17 protein-coding genes are annotated in these 22,624 nt (G+C 40.1%); 14 read left to right on the top strand and 3 right to left on the bottom strand.

Features of this window, described 5'->3' with window-relative positions:
• Positions 1–123 precede the first annotated feature (123 nt).
• The 7 genes from IT970_RS07400 (at position 124) to IT970_RS07430 (ending at position 12,845) form a co-directional block, all read left to right on the top strand.
• A complete protein-coding gene (locus IT970_RS07400; RefSeq protein ID WP_196857717.1) occupies positions 124–4,962 on the top strand; it encodes an NAD-glutamate dehydrogenase in 4,839 nt (1,612 codons plus the stop codon).
• A 113-nt stretch (positions 4,963–5,075) separates the two neighbouring features.
• Positions 5,076–6,086, top strand: a complete 1,011-nt coding sequence (gene pyrD / locus IT970_RS07405) for a quinone-dependent dihydroorotate dehydrogenase (protein WP_065979872.1) — start codon at positions 5,076–5,078, stop codon at positions 6,084–6,086.
• Between the two features lie 127 nt (positions 6,087–6,213).
• The gene (locus tag IT970_RS07410; protein ID WP_196857718.1) at positions 6,214–6,744 is read left to right on the top strand and encodes a cell division protein ZapC domain-containing protein; all 531 of its coding nucleotides are present in this window, start codon (positions 6,214–6,216) and stop codon (positions 6,742–6,744) included.
• A gap of 78 nt (positions 6,745–6,822) precedes the next feature.
• The gene (rlmKL, locus tag IT970_RS07415; protein ID WP_196857719.1) at positions 6,823–8,940 is read left to right on the top strand and encodes a bifunctional 23S rRNA (guanine(2069)-N(7))-methyltransferase RlmK/23S rRNA (guanine(2445)-N(2))-methyltransferase RlmL; all 2,118 of its coding nucleotides are present in this window, start codon (positions 6,823–6,825) and stop codon (positions 8,938–8,940) included.
• Positions 8,933–9,160, top strand: coding sequence for a glutaredoxin family protein (locus IT970_RS07420; protein ID WP_036968675.1), 228 nt, complete (start codon positions 8,933–8,935; stop codon positions 9,158–9,160). Before rlmKL ends, IT970_RS07420 begins: the two co-directional genes overlap by 8 nt.
• 20 nt (positions 9,161–9,180) lie before the next feature.
• Positions 9,181–11,091 carry an ATP-binding cassette ATPase Uup gene (gene uup, locus IT970_RS07425; protein WP_180311529.1) on the top strand — a complete coding sequence of 637 codons (1,911 nt, stop codon included), beginning with the start codon at positions 9,181–9,183 and terminating at the stop codon, positions 11,089–11,091.
• An 11-nt stretch (positions 11,092–11,102) separates the two neighbouring features.
• Positions 11,103–12,845, top strand: a complete 1,743-nt coding sequence (locus tag IT970_RS07430; protein ID WP_180311530.1) for a DUF3466 family protein — start codon at positions 11,103–11,105, stop codon at positions 12,843–12,845.
• Between the two features lie 93 nt (positions 12,846–12,938).
• On the opposite strand, the gene IT970_RS07435 is transcribed toward IT970_RS07430, so the two are convergent.
• Positions 12,939–13,445 (bottom strand): DUF2062 domain-containing protein, encoded by a 507-nt coding sequence (locus IT970_RS07435; RefSeq protein ID WP_065979876.1) that lies wholly within the window; start codon positions 13,443–13,445, stop codon positions 12,939–12,941.
• Between the two features lie 96 nt (positions 13,446–13,541).
• Between IT970_RS07435 and IT970_RS07440 the strand changes: the two genes are divergently transcribed.
• From IT970_RS07440 to tcdA, 7 genes are all read left to right on the top strand, one after another.
• A complete protein-coding gene (locus IT970_RS07440; RefSeq protein ID WP_196857720.1) occupies positions 13,542–15,689 on the top strand; it encodes a DNA internalization-related competence protein ComEC/Rec2 in 2,148 nt (715 codons plus the stop codon).
• Between the two features lie 65 nt (positions 15,690–15,754).
• A complete protein-coding gene (msbA, locus tag IT970_RS07445; RefSeq protein WP_065979878.1) occupies positions 15,755–17,497 on the top strand; it encodes a lipid A export permease/ATP-binding protein MsbA in 1,743 nt (580 codons plus the stop codon).
• Positions 17,497–18,477, top strand: a complete 981-nt coding sequence (lpxK, locus tag IT970_RS07450) for a tetraacyldisaccharide 4'-kinase (protein WP_074988257.1) — start codon at positions 17,497–17,499, stop codon at positions 18,475–18,477. The genes msbA and lpxK overlap by 1 nt, the downstream gene beginning before the upstream one ends.
• Positions 18,467–18,664: a Trm112 family protein gene (locus IT970_RS07455; protein ID WP_036968654.1), complete on the top strand. Its 198-nt coding sequence runs from the start codon at positions 18,467–18,469 to the stop codon at positions 18,662–18,664. Before lpxK ends, IT970_RS07455 begins: the two co-directional genes overlap by 11 nt.
• Positions 18,652–19,419 carry a 3-deoxy-manno-octulosonate cytidylyltransferase gene (gene kdsB / locus IT970_RS07460; protein ID WP_036968651.1) on the top strand — a complete coding sequence of 256 codons (768 nt, stop codon included), beginning with the start codon at positions 18,652–18,654 and terminating at the stop codon, positions 19,417–19,419. Before IT970_RS07455 ends, kdsB begins: the two co-directional genes overlap by 13 nt.
• The gene (locus IT970_RS07465; protein WP_065979880.1) at positions 19,412–20,086 is read left to right on the top strand and encodes a TIGR01621 family pseudouridine synthase; all 675 of its coding nucleotides are present in this window, start codon (positions 19,412–19,414) and stop codon (positions 20,084–20,086) included. Before kdsB ends, IT970_RS07465 begins: the two co-directional genes overlap by 8 nt.
• A complete protein-coding gene (tcdA, locus tag IT970_RS07470) occupies positions 20,087–20,884 on the top strand; it encodes a tRNA cyclic N6-threonylcarbamoyladenosine(37) synthase TcdA (protein WP_036968641.1) in 798 nt (265 codons plus the stop codon). It begins immediately after the preceding gene.
• A 6-nt stretch (positions 20,885–20,890) separates the two neighbouring features.
• On the opposite strand, the gene IT970_RS07475 is transcribed toward tcdA, so the two are convergent.
• Entirely contained in the window at positions 20,891–21,304 is a 414-nt protein-coding gene (locus IT970_RS07475; protein WP_074988256.1) for a SufE family protein, read from the bottom strand.
• A gap of 13 nt (positions 21,305–21,317) precedes the next feature.
• The gene (locus tag IT970_RS07480) at positions 21,318–22,532 is read right to left on the bottom strand and encodes an aminotransferase class V-fold PLP-dependent enzyme (protein ID WP_074988255.1); all 1,215 of its coding nucleotides are present in this window, start codon (positions 22,530–22,532) and stop codon (positions 21,318–21,320) included.
• Between the last annotated feature and the right edge of the window lie 92 nt (positions 22,533–22,624).

The raw sequence follows: 22,624 nt of genomic DNA on the forward strand, positions 1-22,624 counted from the left end.
TGATTTCATCGAAAAGGCTGTTTATTAGCTGTAAAAGAGTTAGAATTTACCTGACTCCACGCTAATAAATGGCTGTACAAATATTCTACTAATCAATAAGTAGTATAGATTAAGGAACATACAATGACACGAAATGAAGGGCAAGCCTCGGTTATCTTAGATAATGTCTGTAAGCTGATCCAGAAAAAAGTTCACGCTGATAATGTGTTACTCGTTGAGAAATTCGCCAAAGCCTTGTACAGCAATATGTCTAAAGAGGATTTGGCACATCGCAACGATAGTGACTTATATGGCGCTGCACTAAGCCTATGGAACTCGCTAGAAAAAAATAATTCTGATGACGCGGTTGTCCGTGTCTTCAATCCTGAAGTAGCAAAAGATGGCTGGCAGTCATCGCACACAATTGTAGAAATTATCGCTAAAGATATGCCTTTCTTAGTTGATTCTGTGCGCATGGCCATGACCCGCGAAAACATCGCTTCTCACTTGCTACTTCACTCTCCGCTTAAAATTCAACGTGATAAAAACGCAAAAATCACGGGTATTTCTAGCTTAAAAGCAGAGCAAGAATCAACGTCTACAAAAACGGTATTCTTTATCGAAATTGATCGTCAAACAGACGCAAAAGTGATTGAATCGTTTAAGAAAGAGCTTGAATCTGTGCTTGTTGATGTTTCTGTTGCTGTAGAAGATTGGCAGCCAATTCGTGAAAAACTAATTGCTGTAACGAAAGACTTACCGAAGCGTCACCATAATAATAAAGAAAGTGAAGTTTCTGAAACGGTTGAGTTTTTAGACTGGTTAGCGAAAGATAATTTCACTCTAATGGGATACCGTGAATACGAGCTTTCGCCAGTTCAAGGCGACTATCAGTTAAAAGGTAAAAAAGGCACTAGCTTAGGTTTGATGAAAAACTCAGACGAAGAGCACAGCCGTCTTTTATCTGAGTTACCTGAAGTGGCGCGTCAAGAAGCGCGTAGCAATAACTTACTCATCTTAACAAAGACGAACTCAGTGTCTCGCGTTCATCGTCCTGCGTACATCGATTATGTAGGCATTAAACGTTTCGATGACAAAGGTAACGTGGTTGGTGAAGACCGTTTCATCGGTTTATTCTCATCAAGTTTTTATAACAACAGCGCCGCTGATGTGCCTGTACTAAAAAGTAAAATCAACCGCATTATGGAAATGTGTGATTTTGCGAAAGGTACGCATGCATACAAAGCCGTGTTAAATATTTTAGAAACGTACCCGCGTGATGAGCTTGTACAAGCACGTGAAACCGAGCTGCTAGAAGTTGCAATGGGCGTGTTACAAGTACAAGAGCGTGATATGTGTCGCATTTTTGTTCGTAAAGACGCATACGGTCGTTTCTTCTCGTGTATGGTTTATGTACCACGCGAGCGTTACAACACCGCACTTCGCCGTGAAACACAAAGTATTTTAGCGAATGCATTTAATTCTGACGAAAAAGTCGAATTTACTACTTTCTTCTCTGAGTCGACATTAGCCCGTACACACTACACGGTGCGTGTGACTGACAATAATATTGAATATAACGTGAAAGACATCGAAAATAACCTAATTGAAGCGGCCCGTACTTGGGAAGATAGATTACAATCTGCATTACTTGAAAGTGCAGGTGAAGCACGCGGTAAAGAATTAAACCGTAAATATGCGCAAGCTTTTGCAAGTGCGTATAAAGATCAAGTTCTTCCAAGCGCTGCAGTTGTTGATATTGAAAAGCTTGAGCTTCTTAGCGACGAAAACAAATTAGAAATGTTGTTCTACCGTCCGCAAGAAGAAGCGAATACCAATGTTGTACGCTTAAGCTTGTTCCATAAGGATGAGCCTATTCATTTATCTGACGTCATGCCAATGTTAGAAAACTTTGGACTTCGCGTTGTAGGTGAAACGCCTTACTCAGTAAAAACAACTGATGGTAACGTTAATTGGATCATGGACTTCACCATGCTAATTGACAACAAGGGTATCGCTGACTTTGATAAAGTGTCAGCTCGATTCCGTGCTGCATTAACAAATGTTTGGAACAATCGTTTAGAAAACGACGGCTTCAACCGTTTAGTATTAATGGGTGGCTTAACAGGCCGTGAAGCATCAATTTTACGTGCTTACGCGAAATATATGCGTCAAATTGGTGTAACGTTCTCGCAAACTTACATTGAAAGTACTTTTGCTAATTACCCGCATATTGCATCGCAAATCGTTAATTTATTTACTAAGAAGTTCTCTGTTAAGAACCCTGGTAGCGAAAAGACGCTTGAGAAACTGATTAGTCAAATTTACCTTGAGCTTGAAAACGTTGCTAACCTAGATGATGACCGTATCATTCGTTTATACGTTGATATGATTAACGCGACACTGAGAACTAACTTCTTCCAAAAAGAAGCTGATGGCCAGTTTAAGTCATATGTATCGTTCAAAGTACAGCCTTCAATGATCCCTGAAATGCCACTACCGCTTCCAGCGTTCGAGATTTTCGTTTACTCGCCGCGTGTTGAAGGTGTGCATTTACGCGGTGGCAAAGTTGCGCGTGGTGGTCTGCGTTGGTCAGACCGTCGTGAAGATTTCCGTACTGAAGTATTGGGTCTTGTTAAAGCACAACAAGTTAAGAATACAGTTATTGTGCCAGTAGGCTCGAAAGGTGGTTTCGTTTGTAAGCAACTTCCAACAGACCGTGAAGCATTTTTTAAAGAAGGCCAAGAGTGCTACAAAATCTTTATCCGTGGTTTATTAGACATTACAGATAACATTGAGCGTGGCGAAATTGTTCCGCCTGTTGATGTTGTCCGTCATGATGAAGACGACCCATATCTTGTTGTTGCTGCCGATAAAGGTACTGCTACATTCTCTGATATCGCAAATGGCATTGCTAACGAGTATAACTTCTGGCTAGGTGATGCTTTCGCATCAGGTGGTTCAGTGGGTTATGACCATAAGAAAATGGGTATCACTGCAAAAGGTGCGTGGGAATCTGTTAAACGTCATTTCCGCGAAATGGATATCGACTGTCAAACAACAGATTTCACTGTGGTGGCCATAGGTGACATGGCGGGTGACGTATTTGGTAATGGTATGTTGCTTTCTAAGCACATTCGACTGCAAGTGGCGTTTAACCACATGCACATCTTTGTTGATCCTAACCCTGATGCAGCGACGTCATATCCAGAACGTGAGCGTTTATTCAATCTACCACGTTCTTCGTGGGAAGATTACAATAAAGATCTTATTTCACAAGGGGGTGGCGTTTTCTCTCGTGCCGCTAAATCAATTAGCTTAAGCCCTGAAATGAAGAAAATGCTTGGCACCAAGAAAGCAAGCATGACACCTAATGAGTTAATCAAAGCTGCCTTAATGATGGAGTTTGATTTACTGTGGAATGGTGGTATCGGTACTTATATTAAGAACTCTAAAGAAACAGATGCAGATGTGGGCGACCGCGCGAATGATGCATTACGTATTAATGGTGCTGAACTTGGTGCGAAAATCTTAGGTGAGGGTGGTAACTTAGGTGCGACGCAACTGGGTCGTATCGAATTTGCTGCCAAAGGTGGCCGTGTAAATACTGACTTTATTGATAACGTGGGCGGTGTTGCCTGTTCGGATAACGAAGTTAATATCAAAATTTTATTAAATGGTTTAGTGGCAGAAGGTGACTTAACACGTAAACAACGTGATGAGTTACTGTATTCAATGACCGATGAAGTGTCACAACTAGTCATTAAAGATTGTTACCGTCAAACGCATACACTGTCTATTACTCAGTCTAAAGGTACGTCAACACTTAAAGAAAAAGTACGCTTTATTCATGCACTTGAAAAAGATGGCAAGTTAAATCGTGCGATTGAGTTCATCCCAACAGATGAAGAATTAGCTGAGCGCGCAGCCGCAGGTAAAGACTTAACTCGTCCTGAGCTGTCTGTGCTTGTTTCATACGCGAAAATGGTTCTTAAAGAGTCTCTTGTTGTTGAAGAGATCACAGAAAACCCTTATTACCGTCAGTTGTTAGTTAATTCATTCCCAGTGCCCCTTCGCGAGAAGTTTAACGACGCAATGGATAATCACCCACTTCGTAAAGAGATTATCGCAACTAAACTTGCCAATAATATCGTAAACGATATGGGCCTTAACTTCATGGTTCGTATGAATGAAGAAACCGGTGCAAACGAAGCTGAAATAGCACTGTGTTATTCAATCGCTAAAGAAGTGTTCCAGATGACAGATACGTGGTCATCAATTGTGGCGCTTGATAATAAGATACCAGCGGCAGTTCAGACAGAAATGCTGTATCAATTACGTCGTACTGTTCGTCGTGCAACACGTTGGTTCTTACGTCACCGTAATAAAGCACAAACGATTGAACAAGCAATTGAGTTCTTCTCACCCACATTCGCCGATTTAAGCGAAAACTTAAACAGCTACATGGTGGAGAAAGAAAGCGAACGCTTAGTTAAAGCAGCAGATAAATTGATTGATAACAATGTGCCAAAAGCACTGGCTACGCGCATTGTCTCACTTTCAAGCTTATTCTCTGTAATGGACTTAGCTGAAATTGCTAATAACTCAAATTGCAGTATCGACATGGTGTCTAACACTTACTTCAAGCTGGGTGCGCGTATGGGATTACATTGGTTCTTAGACCAAATTACGAATCAACCTGTTGCAAACCATTGGCAAGCACTTGCTCGTGCATCATACCGAGAAGAGCTTGACTGGCAACAACGCACATTGTCAGCGGTTGTGTTAAATAGCTTTGTTGGTGACAACAAAGATGTAGACGCACAAATTGACGAGTGGATGGATAATCAAGAGTTGTTATTACAACGTTGGAAACAGATGTTATCTGAGTTTAAGACATCGCAAAGCCATGATTTTGCGAAGTTCTCAGTGGCACTTCGTGAACTAATGTTGCTAAGCCACAACTGTGACACTTCCAATTAAATGAAAAGTCGTTAAAATACATACCCCAGCTCGCTGGGGTATTTTTTTGCCCTTAATTTGCAATGTACCGTTTTAATAAAGCTACACTGTTTATTTTACCTAAGGAACAAACCATGTTTTATGATCTAGCTCGCCGTTTTATGTTTACCCGTGATGCGGAGTGGGCTCATGAATTTGCACTTAATAATTTACGTCGATTTGCGCATACTCCATTGAGTGCAGCATGGTCACAAACAGTCCCTAATAAACCTGTTAATTTTCTTGGCTTAGAATTCAAAAATCCGGTGGGTCTTGCAGCTGGGCTAGATAAAAATGCCGAGTGTATTGATGCTTTTTCACAAATGGGATTTGGTTTTGTTGAAGTCGGTACAGTGACACCTCGTCCACAAGCCGGTAATGACAAACCACGTATTTTCCGCTTACCTCAATCAAATGCGATCATTAATCGTATGGGCTTTAATAATAAAGGGGTCGATAACCTTGTTAATAATGTTAAAGCTGCAAAGTATGATGGCATTCTAGGTATCAATATTGGCAAAAATAAAGACACACCTAACGAGCAGGGTAAAGACGACTATATCCACTGTATGCGCAAAGTATTCGAATATGCATCGTACATTACGGTCAATATCTCTTCGCCAAATACGCCAGGATTGCGTGATTTACAGTACGGTGAAGCGCTAGATGATTTATTACAAAGCCTGAAAAATGAACAGTTGGATTTGGCTGCAAAACATAATAAGCACGTGCCAATGCTTGTCAAAATAGCGCCTGATCTTGATGCAGTACAGATTTCACAAGTCAGTGACTCATTGATCAATAATAAGATCGATGGTGTTATTGCGACAAACACCACACTTGAACGTGCAGCAGTTCAAGGACAACAGTATGCAGATGAAGCTGGGGGCTTATCGGGGCAACCTGTACGTGCTCGCTCAACCCACGTCGTTAGTGAGATAAAGCGTCTAACTGAGGGTAAGTTACCTATTATTGGTGTTGGTGGAATTGATGATGCAGAATCAGCAAAAGAGAAGTTTGCTGCCGGTGCAGACCTCGTTCAAGTTTACACGGGTTTCATTTATAAAGGCCCAGAATTGGTAAAAACGATCCTAAAAGGCTTATAAGGATCAGTTATCTAAGCAATTGATCATTAATAAAATGTTCTAAAAAATCATTTTATTAATGGTCTGCTTTAGTTATACTTATGTGCTAAGTATGCAGGAATTTTTATTTTTAGTAGAGGGAGGAGTCATGTTACAAGCATCAAAGCAATGGAAATGGCTTGCTTGTTCTAAAAATAATCGTCTTTTGGTTGACCTTGACCAAAATATGCAGCTGTGCACGCCTTACAAACTTCGTCAGCTCACTGATGCTGTCTTGTGTGAACCAAATTTTAGCCTCGAAGACGCTGATTTTTACCAACAAGTCTATCAATATCTTGAGACATTCTCGCTCTGGAGCCCTGCGCAACTTTGCCAAATTGCTTTGAACGCGACTGCGGTTAAATTTCATTTAAAACCAGTGCTTGCTAAAAGTTGGTTTTTTCATGAGTACCATGGCAGTGAACCAAGTGTTGAAGCGGTTGTTAAACTTTGCTCACACGCCCAAGAAGGTGAGTTTTTAATTGTTGATCATTGCAGCGATGCGTCTGTGTGTATTAACTTAAGTGAGCACTTTAAGTTAGATGAAAATCTATCGTTGCAGCAATTTGAAGCTATCAAAGTGCTAAACAATCGTATCTTTCCTGTTTATATCCAACAAAAACAGTTTAAATCTGCTTAATATCCCTTTAAATGATGGCGTTTTTGTTCGCTAAGCTATGCTATAATCCTGCGCAATTAGCATTTAAGGGTTTTTACTTTGCAATTTATCGCACTTACTTCTATCGGAATCGAAAATTTACTTGTTGAAGAGTTAACAGAGCTTGGCGCAGAAGTCTCAAAGCAAACTGTTGGTTCTGTCCGTTTTGAAGCTGACAGCTTATTAGCACAAAAAATTTGTTTATCGAGTCGGTTTGCGACGCGAATTCTAATGTTGATAGAAGAGAAAGAAGGCGTTAAAGACAAAGACAGCCTGTATAATTTTGCACGATTGCAGCCATGGCAAGAATGGTTTGGGCCAAAACAGACATTCGCTGTTGATTTTACGGGTACGAATGATTACTTAAAAAACACGCAGTTTTCTGGTTTAGTAATAAAAGATGCAATTGTTGATTACTTTGCTGATTTGTTCGAACAGCGTCCAAATGTTGATAAATACAATGCTAATGTGCGTGTTGTTGCACGATTAAACCGTCATGGTGTGGCGTTGTATATTGATTATTCTGGTCCTCGTTTGTCTGAACGTGGATATCGTCAAGATCAAGGCAAAGCCCCCATAAAAGAACACTTAGCAGCTGCACTTGTAAAACGCAGTGGCTGGCTTGAAAATGTTCAACAACCATTATTCGATCCATGTTGTGGCTCTGGTACTATTTTGATTGAAGCGGCTAGTATGGCACGAAACGAAGCACCTGGTTTATTCCGCGAAGGCTTTGCATTTGAGCGCTTACCTAGTTTTCGAATTCAAAAGTATAAAGAATTAAAAGCAGAATTAATGGCACAAATTACAGAGCCTAAATTGTGGTTAATTGGTCATGATATTGATGCCTCTGTTATTGCAAAAGCACAAGAAAATGCTGAGCGAGCAGACCTTGCAAGCGTGATCAAGTTCAAGCAAAGTGATGCTACAAAACTGACTAGTGTTGCTAAGTTACCCGGTGTTGTGATTTCGAACTTACCTTATGGCGAGCGACTCGGCTCAATGGCTGAGCTGGTTAACTTGCATCGTAGTTTAGGTGTGGGCTTTAAAAAGCACTTTAATCATTGGAAGTTAGCTTTATTAGGCACAGATGAAAGCTTATTTAAATTATTGAAGTTAGTAAAACTCAAACGCTATAAGTTTAAAAATGGCCCATTAGATGTCGTGCTTAATCTCTATCAACTGGACGATAAACAAGTTGAATTAAGTAAAGAAGATAAACCTGCACTTAACTATGAAGGTTCAACAGCATTTGCTAATCGTTTAAAGAAAAATAAGCAGAACCTAAAAAATTGGCTAAAACAAAACGAAGTAAGTTGCTATCGTGTTTACGATGCAGATATTCCTGAATACAACGTCGCTGTTGATGTATATGATAACGCCGCGGTTATTTTCGAATACGCCGCCCCGAAAGAAATTGATGACAGTACAGCGCAAAAACGTTTGCAAGATGTCATAAGTTTAACCGCTGAGCAATTAGATATAGCCGCTGAAAATATTGCAGTAAAAGTTCGCAAAAAACAAAAAGGCGAAGAGCAATACACCAAAGTTTCAAAACAAAATCGCACCCAAGTGGTTGAAGAATTTGGCGCTAAGTTTAAAGTGAATTTGTTTGATTATTTAGATACGGGTTTATTCCTTGACCATCGCTTGGCTCGTCGCTACATTCAGCAAAATGCGAAAGATAAACGCTTTTTAAATTTATTCGCTTATACCGGTAGTGCATCTGTGCATGCTGCATTGGGTGGTGCAAAAGCGATTACCACGATTGATATGTCGAAAACCTATTTAAAATGGGCACAAGATAACTTTGACCTTAATGGTATTAGTAATACTCGTTATCGTTTTGAACAAGCCGATTGTTTAAAGTGGTTAGAGTATGCGCAGGGCCAATATGATCTTATCTTTTTAGATCCGCCAACGTTTTCAAATTCAAAACGCATGAAAGATGCTTTTGATGTTCAACGCGACCATATTAAATTATTGACTTGGGTAAAGAAAATTCTAAGTCCAAATGGCACATTAATTTTCTCTAATAACAAACGCGGTTTCACAATTGATGAAGTGGGTCTGATGGGCTTAGGGTTAAAAGCAGAAAATATTTCAGCGAATACCTTATCTCCAGACTTTAAGCGTAATAAGCAAATTCATAATAGCTGGCTAATTACTCATGGCTAAGTTTACTTTGTATCACACAGATGGTTGTCATTTGTGTGAATTGGCCGATGAATTATTAGTGGCTGCCAAGGTAAATTTTGTAGCGCACGATATTATGGACGATGAACAGTTAATCAGTGCGTATCAAACGAGTATTCCAGTTGTTAAAAAAGAAAATGGTGAAACACTATATTGGCCATTTGATGAATTACAGTTAGCAAAATTTATTGCTGATAATTAAGAATAAGAGTAGTAGTCACGATGGATTTAATCAGAATTGCCAAAGCACAGCTTGCTTACGGTACACATCCTTTACTTGATGATGCTGATGCGGTTATTGAGTCAGGTGAACGAGTGTGTATTGTAGGGCGCAATGGTGCCGGTAAATCAACGTTATTAAAAGTGTTAGATGGGCAAGTTACCCTAGATGATGGTGAGATAAACCAGCTAGGTGGTATCCGCATTTCTCGTTTAGAGCAAGATCCACCAAAAGGTGCTCAAGGTACTGTATTTGACTACGTAGCCCAGGGCATGCCAGATATAGCTCAGCTATTAATTGATTATCATCAGGTCAGTAATCAAATGCAAACCGACTGCAATGACAAGTTGCTGAATAAACTTGAACGTTTATCAAATCAACTTGAAACAGTGGATGGATGGCGGTTTGATACGCGTATTCAACTGGTTTTGTCACGTTTAGAGCTCGCACCTGAAGCTAAATTAGAGTCATTATCTGGCGGGTGGCTTCGTAAAGTTGCCTTAGCGCGAGCCTTAGTAAGCGAACCCGATTTGTTATTGCTTGACGAGCCAACCAACCACTTGGATATGAACAGTGTTATTTGGCTTGAGCAATTTTTAAAAGAGTTTAAAGGTGGCATTGTTTTCATTTCACATGACCGTGCCTTTATACGTGCTGTTGCAACGCGGATTCTTGATTTAGACCGCGGTAAACTTGTCTCTTATCCTGGGGATTATGCCACCTACTTAGAGCAAAAAGCACATGATTTAAAAGTAGAAGAAGCGCAGAATGCCCTTTTTGATAAACGTTTAGCAGAAGAAGAAACGTGGATCCGTCAAGGGATCAAAGCCCGAAGAACACGTAATGAAGGACGTGTGCGTGCGTTAAAAGCGCTTCGTAAAGAACGTCAACAACGTGTTGAGCAAGTGGGTAAAACAGATTTCAATATAGAAACGTCAGAGCGCTCTGGTAAGTTAGTCTTTGAAGCGAAGCATATTGCCCACGCTTTTAAAGATAAAGTGATTGCTAAAGACTTCTCTACTCTTGTTATGCGTGGTGATCGTATTGGTCTTGTCGGTCCTAACGGTATCGGTAAAACAACATTATTAAAAATTCTATTTGGTGATTTACAACCTGATGCAGGTACCGTTAAGCAAGGTGTAAACCTTGAATTTGCTTATTTTGACCAATATCGCGAGAAATTGGATGAAGAAGCCACAGTGCAAGATAACGTAGCAGAAGGTAAACAAGAAGTGATGATGGGCGGTCGTTCACGTCATGTGTTGGGTTATTTGCAAGATTTCTTATTTCCGCCAGCTCGTGCACGCACGCCTGTTAAAGCACTGTCAGGTGGGGAGAAAAACCGTTTATTACTCGCGAAGTTATTTTTAAAGCCTTCAAATATTTTGGTTCTGGATGAACCGACCAATGATTTAGATATTGAAACACTCGAGCTATTGGAAGATATTATTAACCAATACCAAGGAACTGTTTTGATTGTAAGTCACGACCGTGAGTTCATTGATAATACATGTAACTCCGTGTGGGCCTTCGAGGGTGATGGTAAAATAAGTGATATTGTGGGTGGTTACAGCGATTATGAAGCCTACACCGCATATTTAGCCGAACAGCAAAAACAACAGCAACAACAAGTGAAACCAGAAAAGTCTGCTGGTGTGAGCAATGATAAAACACAAAAGAAGAGCAATAAACTCTCTTACAAATTAAAACTTGAATTAGAAGAATTACCCAGTAAAGTGGAACAACTTGAAAAAGCGCTCGATGCTCAGCAACTTGTGGTTAGTGATCCGGACTTTTTTAAGCAAGATGCAGCAATTACAACAGAAGCATTGAACCATTTAGCCCAGTTAGAGTCTGAGCTTGAAGCCGCATTTGAGCGCTGGGAAGAACTCGAAGATTTAAAGAATCAGTAGTAAGGATTAAAATGAAATATAAACTACTCGCTGCCAGTATTTTAGCCACCTTAAGTACCTCAGCGATGAGCGCGACCTATAAGCTAACAGAGCTTGGTGGCTTAGATGGCGCAAAACTGAATTATGTAACAGACGTTAGCGAAAATGGTCATGTTATTGGTTTAAGTAATGGTGTTTACAGATTACCAATTGATATTTCTTATATTGATTTTGATGACAATGCTATTAAGTCTGCTTACGAAAGCGAAAAAGACAGATTTGAACTAATTGATAAAGAAATTACGTTTACACTTGATGACATTGAAAATAACGATGCCGTAAATACCAATGCCGATGCGCATACGTTTATGATCCGTTTTTTAGCGAGTGATAGCCGTTCTGTGGATTCCGAGTATCAGAAATTAGCGAGTGCAATTGCCACTGTCTATAGCGCTGAGGGGTCAACTGAACAAGTTATTTTTGATGAACAATCATTGGATTATGATGGTTTAACACGCTCTACATCTAACTACTTAAGTGCGGTTGCTGAAGACGGTGTTATGGCGGGTTGGGGCAGTGCTCCTTACGAGAAAACATCTTTTACACAAGCTGATGAAGACGAAGCGGAGACACATTTCTTACGTGATTTTATTAGACGGGGAGTGGTGATTTCAGCTGATGGTGTAAAAGTGCCTCTTACGCCTGAGTTTGATGAATTTGGCGGTTTTAGTGCTGCTTATGATATTGTTAAAACAGAGCTTGGTTACGAAGTTGTTGGTACCGTGTCGACAGACATTGCAGAAGATCGCCAAGAAAATATCGACGACAGGTGTGATGGTGAAGACGAGCCTGTTTCAGATTGTGTTGAGAGTATTGAACGAAATAACAATAATGGAATATACAATAAACGTGCCGTTAAATGGACATTAGATAATAATTTCAACATCACGAATACTGAAATTTTGGGTATAGGTTTAACCCCCAAAGACGATGAAAAGTTCGCTTTTAAAAGTGGCGCTTATGCGATTAACAAAAATGGGTTAATTGCGGGTATGTCTGAAGTGCGATACAAAGACACAGATCGACGCACCACGATGCCGGTTATATTCGAAAACGGAGAAGTCAAAGAATTTATCAATCAGGACGATGATTGGCAATTAGGCCAAGTGCTGTCGATGAATGACAATGACATTATTGTTGGTTATGCTTCAAAGCGTATTGAGGGTAGAACAACAACTAAGTTTTATTATTATGACAAGCAAAATGACACTGTTGTATTCCCAAGCGACTACTTTGCAAGTTCAAACTCAATTGCTAATGACATAAACGATAATGGTATTATTGTCGGTGAAGGTGAAACCGATATTTTTAATTCGTCTACACGTCGCCGTGAAGGTTTTATGTACACCATTGGTGAAGATAAAATTGTTAACTTAAATGACTTATTACCGTGCTATGAAGCGGATGGTGAAACACGTTTTGGTTATAAAATAGCTGAAGCGAAAGCAATCAACAACAATAACGAAATTTTCGGTGTTGCGACTAAAACGGTTGAGAAAACAGATTCGTTTGGTAATGTAGTGCGTGATGTCGATGGCAACATCGAACACGAGAGTGTTACGGTAGCTGTAAAACTAACACCTATTAGTGGCAGTGTAGAGGAATGCCCGGCTGAAGAAGTTGAGCAATATGAACGCCAATCTGCAAGCTTTCCGTGGTTTGCGTTTTTACTGTTGCCATTTGCTGCAGTGCGCCGCGTGTTCAGTAAGAAATAATTAACTACGCGATAATTAACAGAAAAAACCCAGCTTTAAGCTGGGTTTTTTGTCTATACTGAAAGGTATGTTTTTTAGTATTTTGTTGTTGCTTTATTTATGACGGTGTAGCCACGCTTTTCGCACTGAGCGCTTCCAAAGCATATCAATGGCAAAATAGCCTACAAGTGATGCCGCTGAAGCACAAATTAATGAGCCGACTAAAAAAGCGGGTCCAATCGTAGTGAGGCTATCTATAAACCATTGCCAACTTGGCTCAAAGTGGAAATGTTGAGTGGGTTGAGCAAGGGCTATAGTCCCAACAATGTATGAACAATAAAAGATAGGGGGCATTGTCAACGGGTTAGTGATCCACACTGTTGCAACAGAAATAGGCAAGTTAACACGTAATGGAATTGCCAAGGCGGCAGCTAAAACCATTTGAAAAGGAACAGGGATGAAAGCAAAAAACAAACCTACCGCAAAAGCACCCCGAGCGGAGCGTCTATTTAAGTGCCATAAGTTGGCGTCATGTAATAAACGACCAAAAATTCTTAAATATTTATGATCTCTTACCTTGTTATGATCGGGTAAAAACCGTTGGATCGTTTTTTTAGCCATCTAAAGCAACCATTTACATCTATTTGGTTATGCAGTGGCTTTGTGTTGGGGTGTTTTATAACCGTTTACACACTGAACACTGCGGCGTTCTATATAATGAGTTTTGCTGTCATTTTAGCGAGTCTCTATTTTAAGCCTTTTTTGTCGGTATTGTCAGGGTTTATTTGTGGTATTTTTATCGTAATCTTTCATTATCTTATTTTTTACTCAGCCAGTTTATGCCAAATAGAAATAGACAAACCCATTGACGCTCATTTACAGATTATTTCAATTCACTCTGTTGCATCGCCTTATTATGCCAAAGTACGCTTGATTAATGTTCAAGGCTGCTCGCTGCCTCGGTTTATAGCCCCTTTAGCGATGCTAAGTATTACGACTGAAAAGCAACTAGATGTGGGAAGCTTGTTAACAAGCCAAATTAAATTAAAAGCATTTCGAACTGTTAAAAACTTTGACAGCTTTAATCGTGAGCGCTTTGCGTTCACAGAGCGAATTATTTATAAGGGCAGAACAGTTGGCAAAACACATCATTTAAGCAGTACAAGTAGCGCTGCGATCAGGTCACACTATCAATCTTATATCAGTGATATTACCGCGGGTACGAAACTACAATGGATGTACTATGCCTTATTAACAGGGGACAGAAGTAAAATTTCGTCAGTCGATAAAACTCATTTGCGCGAACTGGGGCTCAGTCATTTACTTGCGATATCGGGACTACATATTGGTCTGATATTTACGCTCGGTTTTTATACCTGCAAATGGGTGTTTATGTGTACTCAGATTGCTATTAAACAAAGCATGCAACTTAGTAAACTTTTTGTGGTGTTTGGGTTCTGTTGTGCATTTTTGTATGTTTACTTAAGCGATTTTGTTGTATCTGCAACCCGAGCGTTGGTGATGTTGGGTTGTTACTTAATAATTTACCTTTTAGCTAAAAATCCTCTGCAGTGGCGAAGTATCTTATTTGCTTTATCAGTGGTGTTGGTCATGAATCCATTTTCACTACTCAATCCTGGTTTTTATTTTAGTTTTACTGCTGTTGCCATTATTTTTTTAGTGATTAACCAGCCTCTAACTATAAAAAACGGTTTAATAAAGCACAGTGTTCAGCTGTTTATGATCCAAGGAGCGCTTTTTGTGGGGCTTTTACCTTTGTCGTTATATTTTTTCGACGGAGTCAGTGTCATTGGGCTTTTAGTTAATTTGATAGCTGTGCCATTGATTAGTTTAGTGGTTATGCCGCTCTTAGTAATGTATTCGCTGTTGTCTATGATTGTTGATACAAGTTACGTTTTTAAGCTGTTCGATGCTGTATTTTACAGCTCCTTTGAGTTTATTATTTCAACGCCTCATGATTGGCGTTGGATTGATGTGAGGATTAATGGTTTTAAATCATTGTTGTACTTGTATTGTACCTTGTTAATTGGGCTGTTTAGCCCATTTAAACGCTTTAGTATAATCCCGAGCTTTATTTTTATTATTGACTGGTTGCTGACACCAAAACCTTTATTTCAATTAGATTTATTTGACGTAGGGCATGGTCTAATGGCGATGATAAGCACCAATAATAAAGCCATTGTGTATGATTTAGGTCCGCAATACTTTGCGCGTTATGATTATGTAAATTCAGTACTCGTTGCAAATATTCGACAACAAAACTTAGAAGTTGTGGCGACTATTATAAGTCATCAAGATAATGATCACGCGGGAGGACTGACGAGTTGGAAACAAGCAGGTTACACTGCTACGTTTGAAAAGTTTCATCCCAGTGGAATCAAACTGCCATGTTTGTCTCAGCATTTTAAATTTGAAAACCTCAATATCACTTCGCTTACAGCCGACTCGAATCATGATAATAATAATGACCGCTCCTGTATTTTAAAAATAAGCAATCCCCAGCATAGCGTGTTATTGACTGGCGATATTTCTAAATTCATTGAACAGCAGTTAGTGAGTCAGGAAGTTGATTTAAATGCGACCATTCTTATCAGTCCCCATCATGGTAGCAATACATCTTCAAGTGGCCTATTTATCGATGCTGTAAATCCTGAGATTGTACTTCATTCATCTGCCTACCAAGGACAATGGTCGTTTCCTCATTCTGATGTCGTTAAGCGATACAATGACCGTGACATACCACAATACACCACAGCTGAGTATGGACACATAAGAATAGAATTTTACCCTCAGTCATACCGTTTAGAATTCGCCCGTGAGCAGGAAAGTTACTGGTTTGAATAAGATTGGCGTTTTGTTTTTACTGTCATAAGGCTACAATAGTCGAAGTCTATGAATAAGAGAGTGTTATGGATCAAACTACAACCCAAATCTATAAGCGATTAGTGAGTTATGTCGGTGATTACAAATTAATCGCGTTTTTTGCAATCGTGGGCATGATTGGTTATTCAGCAATGGACGCCTTGTTTATCAACTTAATGAAACCTTTCATTGATGAAGGGTTAAATGCCCGTAATTCGAAGGTGTTAACATATGCTCCATTTGTCGTTGTTGCACTGGTATTGGGACGTGGGATGTTCAACTACATGTCATCGTATTGTTTGAGTTATGTTGGCTCACAAGTCGTGCGTACATTACGCCAACAGTTATTTGAACATATTTTACATTTACCCGTTTCTTTTCATGATAAAAATTCGAATGGTGACTTAATATCAAAGATCACATTTGATACAGAACAAGTACAGCAAGCGATTACCAAAGCATTATTAATTGTGGTGAGAGAGGGCGCCTTTGTTGTTTTTTTATTGTTTAATATGTTTTATACTAGCTGGAAATTATCACTTATTTTCTTAGTGATTATTCCTCTCGTTGCAGTGATTGTTGCGTTTGTATCTAAACGTTTTCGAATGATTTCAAAAAAAATTCAATCAGCAATGGGTCAAGTTACCCGTACTTCAGAGCAAATGTTGTCAGGCCATAAAGTGATCCATGGTTTTGGTGGACAACAACAAGAAATCGCTCAGTTTTCTGCAATTAACAACCACAACCGCCAGCAACGCATTAAAATGGATGCGACGAAAGCTTTAAGCGTGTCGATTATACAAATATTAGCAGCCAGTGCGATGGCGGTTATTTTATGGGTTGTATCGATGCCGTCGATGATTGACACGATAAGCTCAGGTGATTTTGTGTTATTAATTTCATCTATGATGATGTTGTTAAGACCCTTAAAGCAACTTTCTAATGTGAACAGCGACCTTCAGCGAGGTATTTCGGCTGCACAAAGTATATTTTTAGTGCTTGATGAAGAAATCGAAAAAGACACAGGTACATATACAGTAGATAAGGTAACAGGCCGCATTGAAATTAAAAACGTGACATTCTGTTACCCTACTAAAGAAGAGCCTGTTCTTAAAAACTTAACACTCAGCATTGATGCCGGTGAAAGTATTGCATTGGTCGGGCGCTCAGGCTCGGGTAAATCTACAATCTCTAATTTATTACCTCGTTATTATGAATTAGAAGGTGAAAGCGAAATATTACTCGACGGTGTGTCACTTGCCGATTACAAGCTAACGGATCTTCGTAAACAGTTTGCATTGGTCTCTCAGCAAGTCGTGTTGTTTAGCGACACGATAGCGAACAATATTTGTTATGGGTTAGACAGAAGTTTGACTGAAGATGAATTAATTGCTGTTGCCAAGCAGGCCCATGTTTGGGAGTTTGTAAAAGACTTACCTGAGGGTTTAAATACCCTGGTAGGAGAAAATGGTGTGATGTTATCGGGTGGTCAACGTCAGCGTATTGCCATTGCGCGAGCCATCTTAAAAGATGCACCTATTTTGATTCTTGATGAAGCAACTTCAGCGCTTGATACCGAGTCAGAGAAACTGATCCAACAGGCACTTGATACTTTAATGAAAGAGAAGACATCAATCGTGATTGCGCATCGTTTATCAACGATTGAAAACAGTGATTGTATTTATGTTATCGATAATGGCCAAGTAATCGAAAAGGGCACTCATAACGAGCTGCTAGAAAAAAACGGTACTTACTCTGCGCTTTGTAAGATGCAATTTGGTGAACAATAGTGAGTATGATTGAACAAAGCTGGTACAAACAGCCCCGCTTTTTAACGGTGCTGCTTTTACCTTTGAGCTGTATCTTTTGGCTAATTTCAACCTTACGAGTTAGTCTCTATAAGCTCAAAATACTCAAGGCGTTTAAGGCCAATGTTCCTATCATTGTCGTTGGCAATATTAGCGTAGGTGGTAATGGTAAAACCCCCTTTGTTATTTGGCTCGCTGAGTACTTACAACAGCAGGGTTTAAAGGTCGCGGTAATCAGCCGTGGATATGGCGGTAAGTCTTCGAGTTATCCGCTGTTAGTCACACAAAAAACAACCCCAAGTGAAGCGGGTGATGAACCTGTACTTATTCAACGTCGGCTAGGATGCGTGGTGATGGTAGGACCCAATCGCCAAGCGAGTATTGAAAAGCTGCAACAAGAACACGCTATTGATATCATCATTTCAGATGATGGTATGCAGCATTATAAAATGGCGCGTGATATTGAGTGTTGTATTGTCGACAGTGAACGCCAGTTTGGCAATGGATTTTTGATGCCTGCAGGCCCGCTAAGAGAAACTAAAGCGCGTTTAAAGTCAGTTGATGTTGTGGTAGAGAATGGTGGGGCGACAAACTACCGCTATGACTTAGTACCCAGCCAATTTAGATCGGTTGCATCCTTTGAACGCGTATCAGATACGCTAAATACCGGGCACGCTATCAGTGCAATTGGTAATCCTTTACGCTTTGAGTTAAGCCTTAAGCAACAAGGCATAGACCTGCTTTCGACACACCATTTTCGAGACCATTATAACTATCAACCGACTGATTTTTCGGACTTTGAAAATGATGCCGTGTTCATGACTGAAAAAGACGCAGTAAAGTGCTTTAGTTTTGCTAAACCTAATTGGTATTATCTACCTGTTGATGCAAGGCCGACTGCCGCTGTTATTGAAAAATTACATTCATTATTAAAACAAAAAGGGATCCTTCATGGCCTTTGATACAAAATTACTTGAAATAATTGCTTGCCCAGTATGTAAAGGTAAGTTGCGCTTAGATAAAGAAAATCAAGAGCTTATAAGTACTGCTGCAAAATTAGCTTACCCAATAAAAGATGATATCCCTGTGCTTCTTGAAAACGAAGCGCGTGAATTAAGCCAAGAAGAGGTTGATAAGTGGAATTCGTAGTTGTCATTCCTGCACGCTATGCTTCTAGCCGCTTACCGGGTAAACCCTTAGCTGACATATGTGGTAAACCCATGATCCAGCATGTTTACAACAAAGCGGCTGCATCAGGTGCAAGTGCTGTGTATGTTGCCACCGATCATCAAGCGGTGTTTGATGTTGTAAAGGGCTTTACAGATAACGTATTAATGACACGTGAAGACCATCAATCGGGTACAGAACGACTTGCCGAAGTGGTTGAAAAGCTAAACCTTGCCAGTGACACGATTGTCGTCAATGTACAAGGTGATGAGCCATTATTGGCCAGTGAAAACGTCAGTCAGGTGGCAAAGTTACTGGCTGAATCTGATGCACCGATGGCAACGCTCAGTGCTAAAATAACTGACTCTGATGATATATTTAACCCGAATTGTGTCAAAGTTGTCAGTGATACTGAGCAAAACGCACTGTATTTTTCACGGGCGCCTATTCCTTATCATCGCGATGCAATGATGAACGACGATAACAGCACGCTAAATCTGGCTGATTATGCGCGTCATATTGGTATCTATGCGTATCGTGCTGGCTTCATTCAGCAATATATCGCATTGCCTGAATCGCGTTTAGAACAACTTGAGTCACTTGAACAGTTACGTGTTTTATACCACGGCTATAGCATTAAAATTGCAGGAGCTGTGTGTGAACCTCAAGCCGGTGTTGATACACCCGACGATCTCACACGTGTAATAGCCGCTTTGAGCAACGAGTGCAATGACTGATGTTCACGCTGTTCACCTTCACGCTAGCGAAGATGACTTTTTTGTTTTTTACAAACCTGCGGGCGTTAGCTTTCACAGTGAAGACTGTGCAGGGTTTGTTGTACTTGCAGAGCAACGAGTGAATGAAAAGCTGTTTCCTGTTCATCGGCTAGACAAAGTAACGTCAGGGTTAATTATTTTAGCCAGAAACAAGCAGGCAGCAGCAGAATTTACATCGCTTTTCACTGCGCACCAAGTGAATAAATTTTACCTTGCTGTGAGTGATGAAAAACCTAAAAAAAAGCAAGGCTGGATCAAAGGTGATATGCAAAAAAGTCGCCGAGGTGCGTTTAAGTTGCTAAAAAGCCAAGAAAACCCAGCTATCACGCGCTTTTATTCAAAAAGTATTCGCCCCGGCCTGCGCGCATACTTATTAAAACCTTTTTCTGGCAAGACGCATCAATTAAGAGTGGCAATGAAAAGCATTGGTGCGCCTATATTGGGTGACGTTACTTATGCTGGTACGCCAGATGAACGTACTAATTTGCATGCATATGCCCTGCAATTTATGTATCAAGGTCAACTAAAAGAATATCGCTGTGCGCATACGACAGGCGCATATCTCAATGAAGTTTTTAACGCAGACGAATTCAAAGAGTGGCTGACTCCTTGGACGTTGGATTGGTAAATGAAAGAAACAACACAAGACATTCGCTTTGGTGGTATCAAGCGCTTATATGGCCATCAACAATTTGATTGGTTACAGCAAGCACATTTTTGTGTCATAGGTATTGGTGGCGTTGGAAGCTGGGCTGCTGAAGCATTAGCACGCACCGGGGTAGGTCAATTGACGTTGATTGACTTAGATGATATTTGCGCAACGAATGTTAATCGTCAAATACATGCTTTAACTGGCACGATTGGTGACGCTAAAGTAGACGCGATGAAAGCGCGTTGTGAATTAATTAATCCAGATATTAAAGTCAATGTCATTGATGACTTTATTACTCTAGATAACATTCGTGAGCACATTCAGGGCTTTGATTATGTAATTGATTGTATTGACGCAGTAAAAGAAAAAGCGGCACTGATAGCCCATTGTAAGCGAGTCAAGTTACCTGTTATTACAACCGGTGGTGCTGGGGGGCAAACGGATCCTAGCCAAATTAGTTTTGGTGATGTTGCTAAAACAACCCATGACCCATTGCTTGCAAAAGTCCGTTATATTCTCAGAAAACAGTACAACTTTAGTAGCAACCCTAAGCGAAAATTTAATGTTGATTGTGTTTATTCAACCGAACAATTAGTGTATCCAACGTCCGACGGTGAAGTGTGTCAAGCAAAACAAGGCGCAGATGGCTCGATGAACATGGATTGTAACAACGGTTTTGGCTCAGCAACCATGGTAACGGGTAGCTTTGGCTTTTTTGTTGCAGCCAAAGCAATTAGAAAATACCTGGATAAAAAACAGCGAAGTTTAAAATAGCGCTTTTTAGCGCTTTTCCTGAGCCATAGTTTGAATTTTATCAACCATGGCTTTTATGCCGTTGCCGCGTGATGGGCTTAAATGGCTAATTAGACCAAGTCGTTCAAATTCGTTATAGGCATTAATTTGAGTTGCTTGCTCGGGTGTTAGACCATTGTATAAGGCCAAAATTAAGGCCAGTAACCCTTTAACAATACGTGTATCAGAATCACCCGCAAGCACTAGGCTGTTTTCGGAGTGGTCAAAATCAATATAAAGCCATACCTTACTTTCACAGCCTTTTACAAGCGCATCATCAACTTTTAAAACATCGGGCATGACCGGTAGCTTTTTACCTAACAGCATAATTTGACGATATTTTTGTTGCCAGCCATTTGCATTCTCGATGTCTTGAGTCACGGTGTGAAAAGGTGAATTCATAATATATCCAACATTAATCTAATAGTTCTATACAGTGCTTGAGTGCTTTAATAAACGCATCAACATCGTCAAGTGAATTATACAGTGCGAAGCTCGCTCTTACAGTGCCAGGAATGCCTAATTTGCTCATAATTGGTTGGGTACAGTGATGGCCACTACGAACAGCTATGCCGTAACCATCCAGTAGCGTTGCTAAATCAAATGGATGCTCATCACGATAATTAAAACTGATATTGCCAATGTTATTTTCTTTATGCGAATAAATAGTAATCCCCGCAATGGTTGATAATTGTTTTATCGCATAATTGAAAATTGTATGCTCATGTTGACGCATTCCATTGAAATCAAGTGCTGTTAAATAAGCGATTGCTTCGGCAAAGGCGATTACGCCTGCAATGTGTGGCGTACCCGCTTCAAATTTGCCTGGCGCATCACGAAATGTACTGTGTGTTAAGCTTACAGTCTCAATCATTTCGCCACCTGTTTGATAGACATCAAGCGTATTTAAGCGTGAGTAACGACCATAAAGCCCCCCCAATCCTGTTGGGCCCAGCATTTTATGTGCAGAGAAAACATAAAAATCACAATCGAGTTTATTTAAATCGGGTCTTAAATGCATCGCCGCCTGTGCGCCATCAATAACAGAAGTCGCATTAACTTCTTTGCAAGCAGTGATAATTGGCTCTAAGTCAGTGATATTTCCTAATGTATTCGAAGCATGGGTTACAGCAACAACGCTCGGTTTATGCTCGCGAATAAATGCAGCACATTCATTACTATCCAAGACTAAATCAGCTGTAATGGGCAAAATAATGAGCTCTGCATTTACTTTTTTTGCAAGTTCTTGCCACGGAACGATATTAGCGTGATGCTCAATCGCTGAAATCGCTATTTTATCGCCTGATTTTAGGTGTGAAGTTAGGCCGTTTGCAATTAAGTTTAGTGATTCGGTTGCCCCTTTAGTCCAAACAATTTCGGTACGCTGTACATTGAAATACTCTGCGATTGCTGTTCGTGTATCTTCATAGCGACGTGTCGCATGCTCACTGAGAAAATGGCGACCGCGATGAACATTGGCATTTTCAGCACTGTAATAGCTTTCTAAGGCTTTGATAACTGATAGAGGCTTTTGCGAGGTAGCTGCTGAGTCTAAATACACTAATGGGTATTCATTTACTGTCTGTGTGAGTAAAGGAAAGTCGGCGCGTATAGTTTCGAAATCAAACATGGATAAGCCTAAACAACAAGAATGCGACGATTTTAATTACTTTGCACAAATAGACAAGTGGTGGGCAATAAAAAAGGCCGCTTAGCGGCCTT

The sequence above is a fragment of the Pseudoalteromonas sp. A41-2 genome (assembly GCF_015767615.1).
Lineage (GTDB): Bacteria > Pseudomonadota > Gammaproteobacteria > Enterobacterales > Alteromonadaceae > Pseudoalteromonas > Pseudoalteromonas lipolytica.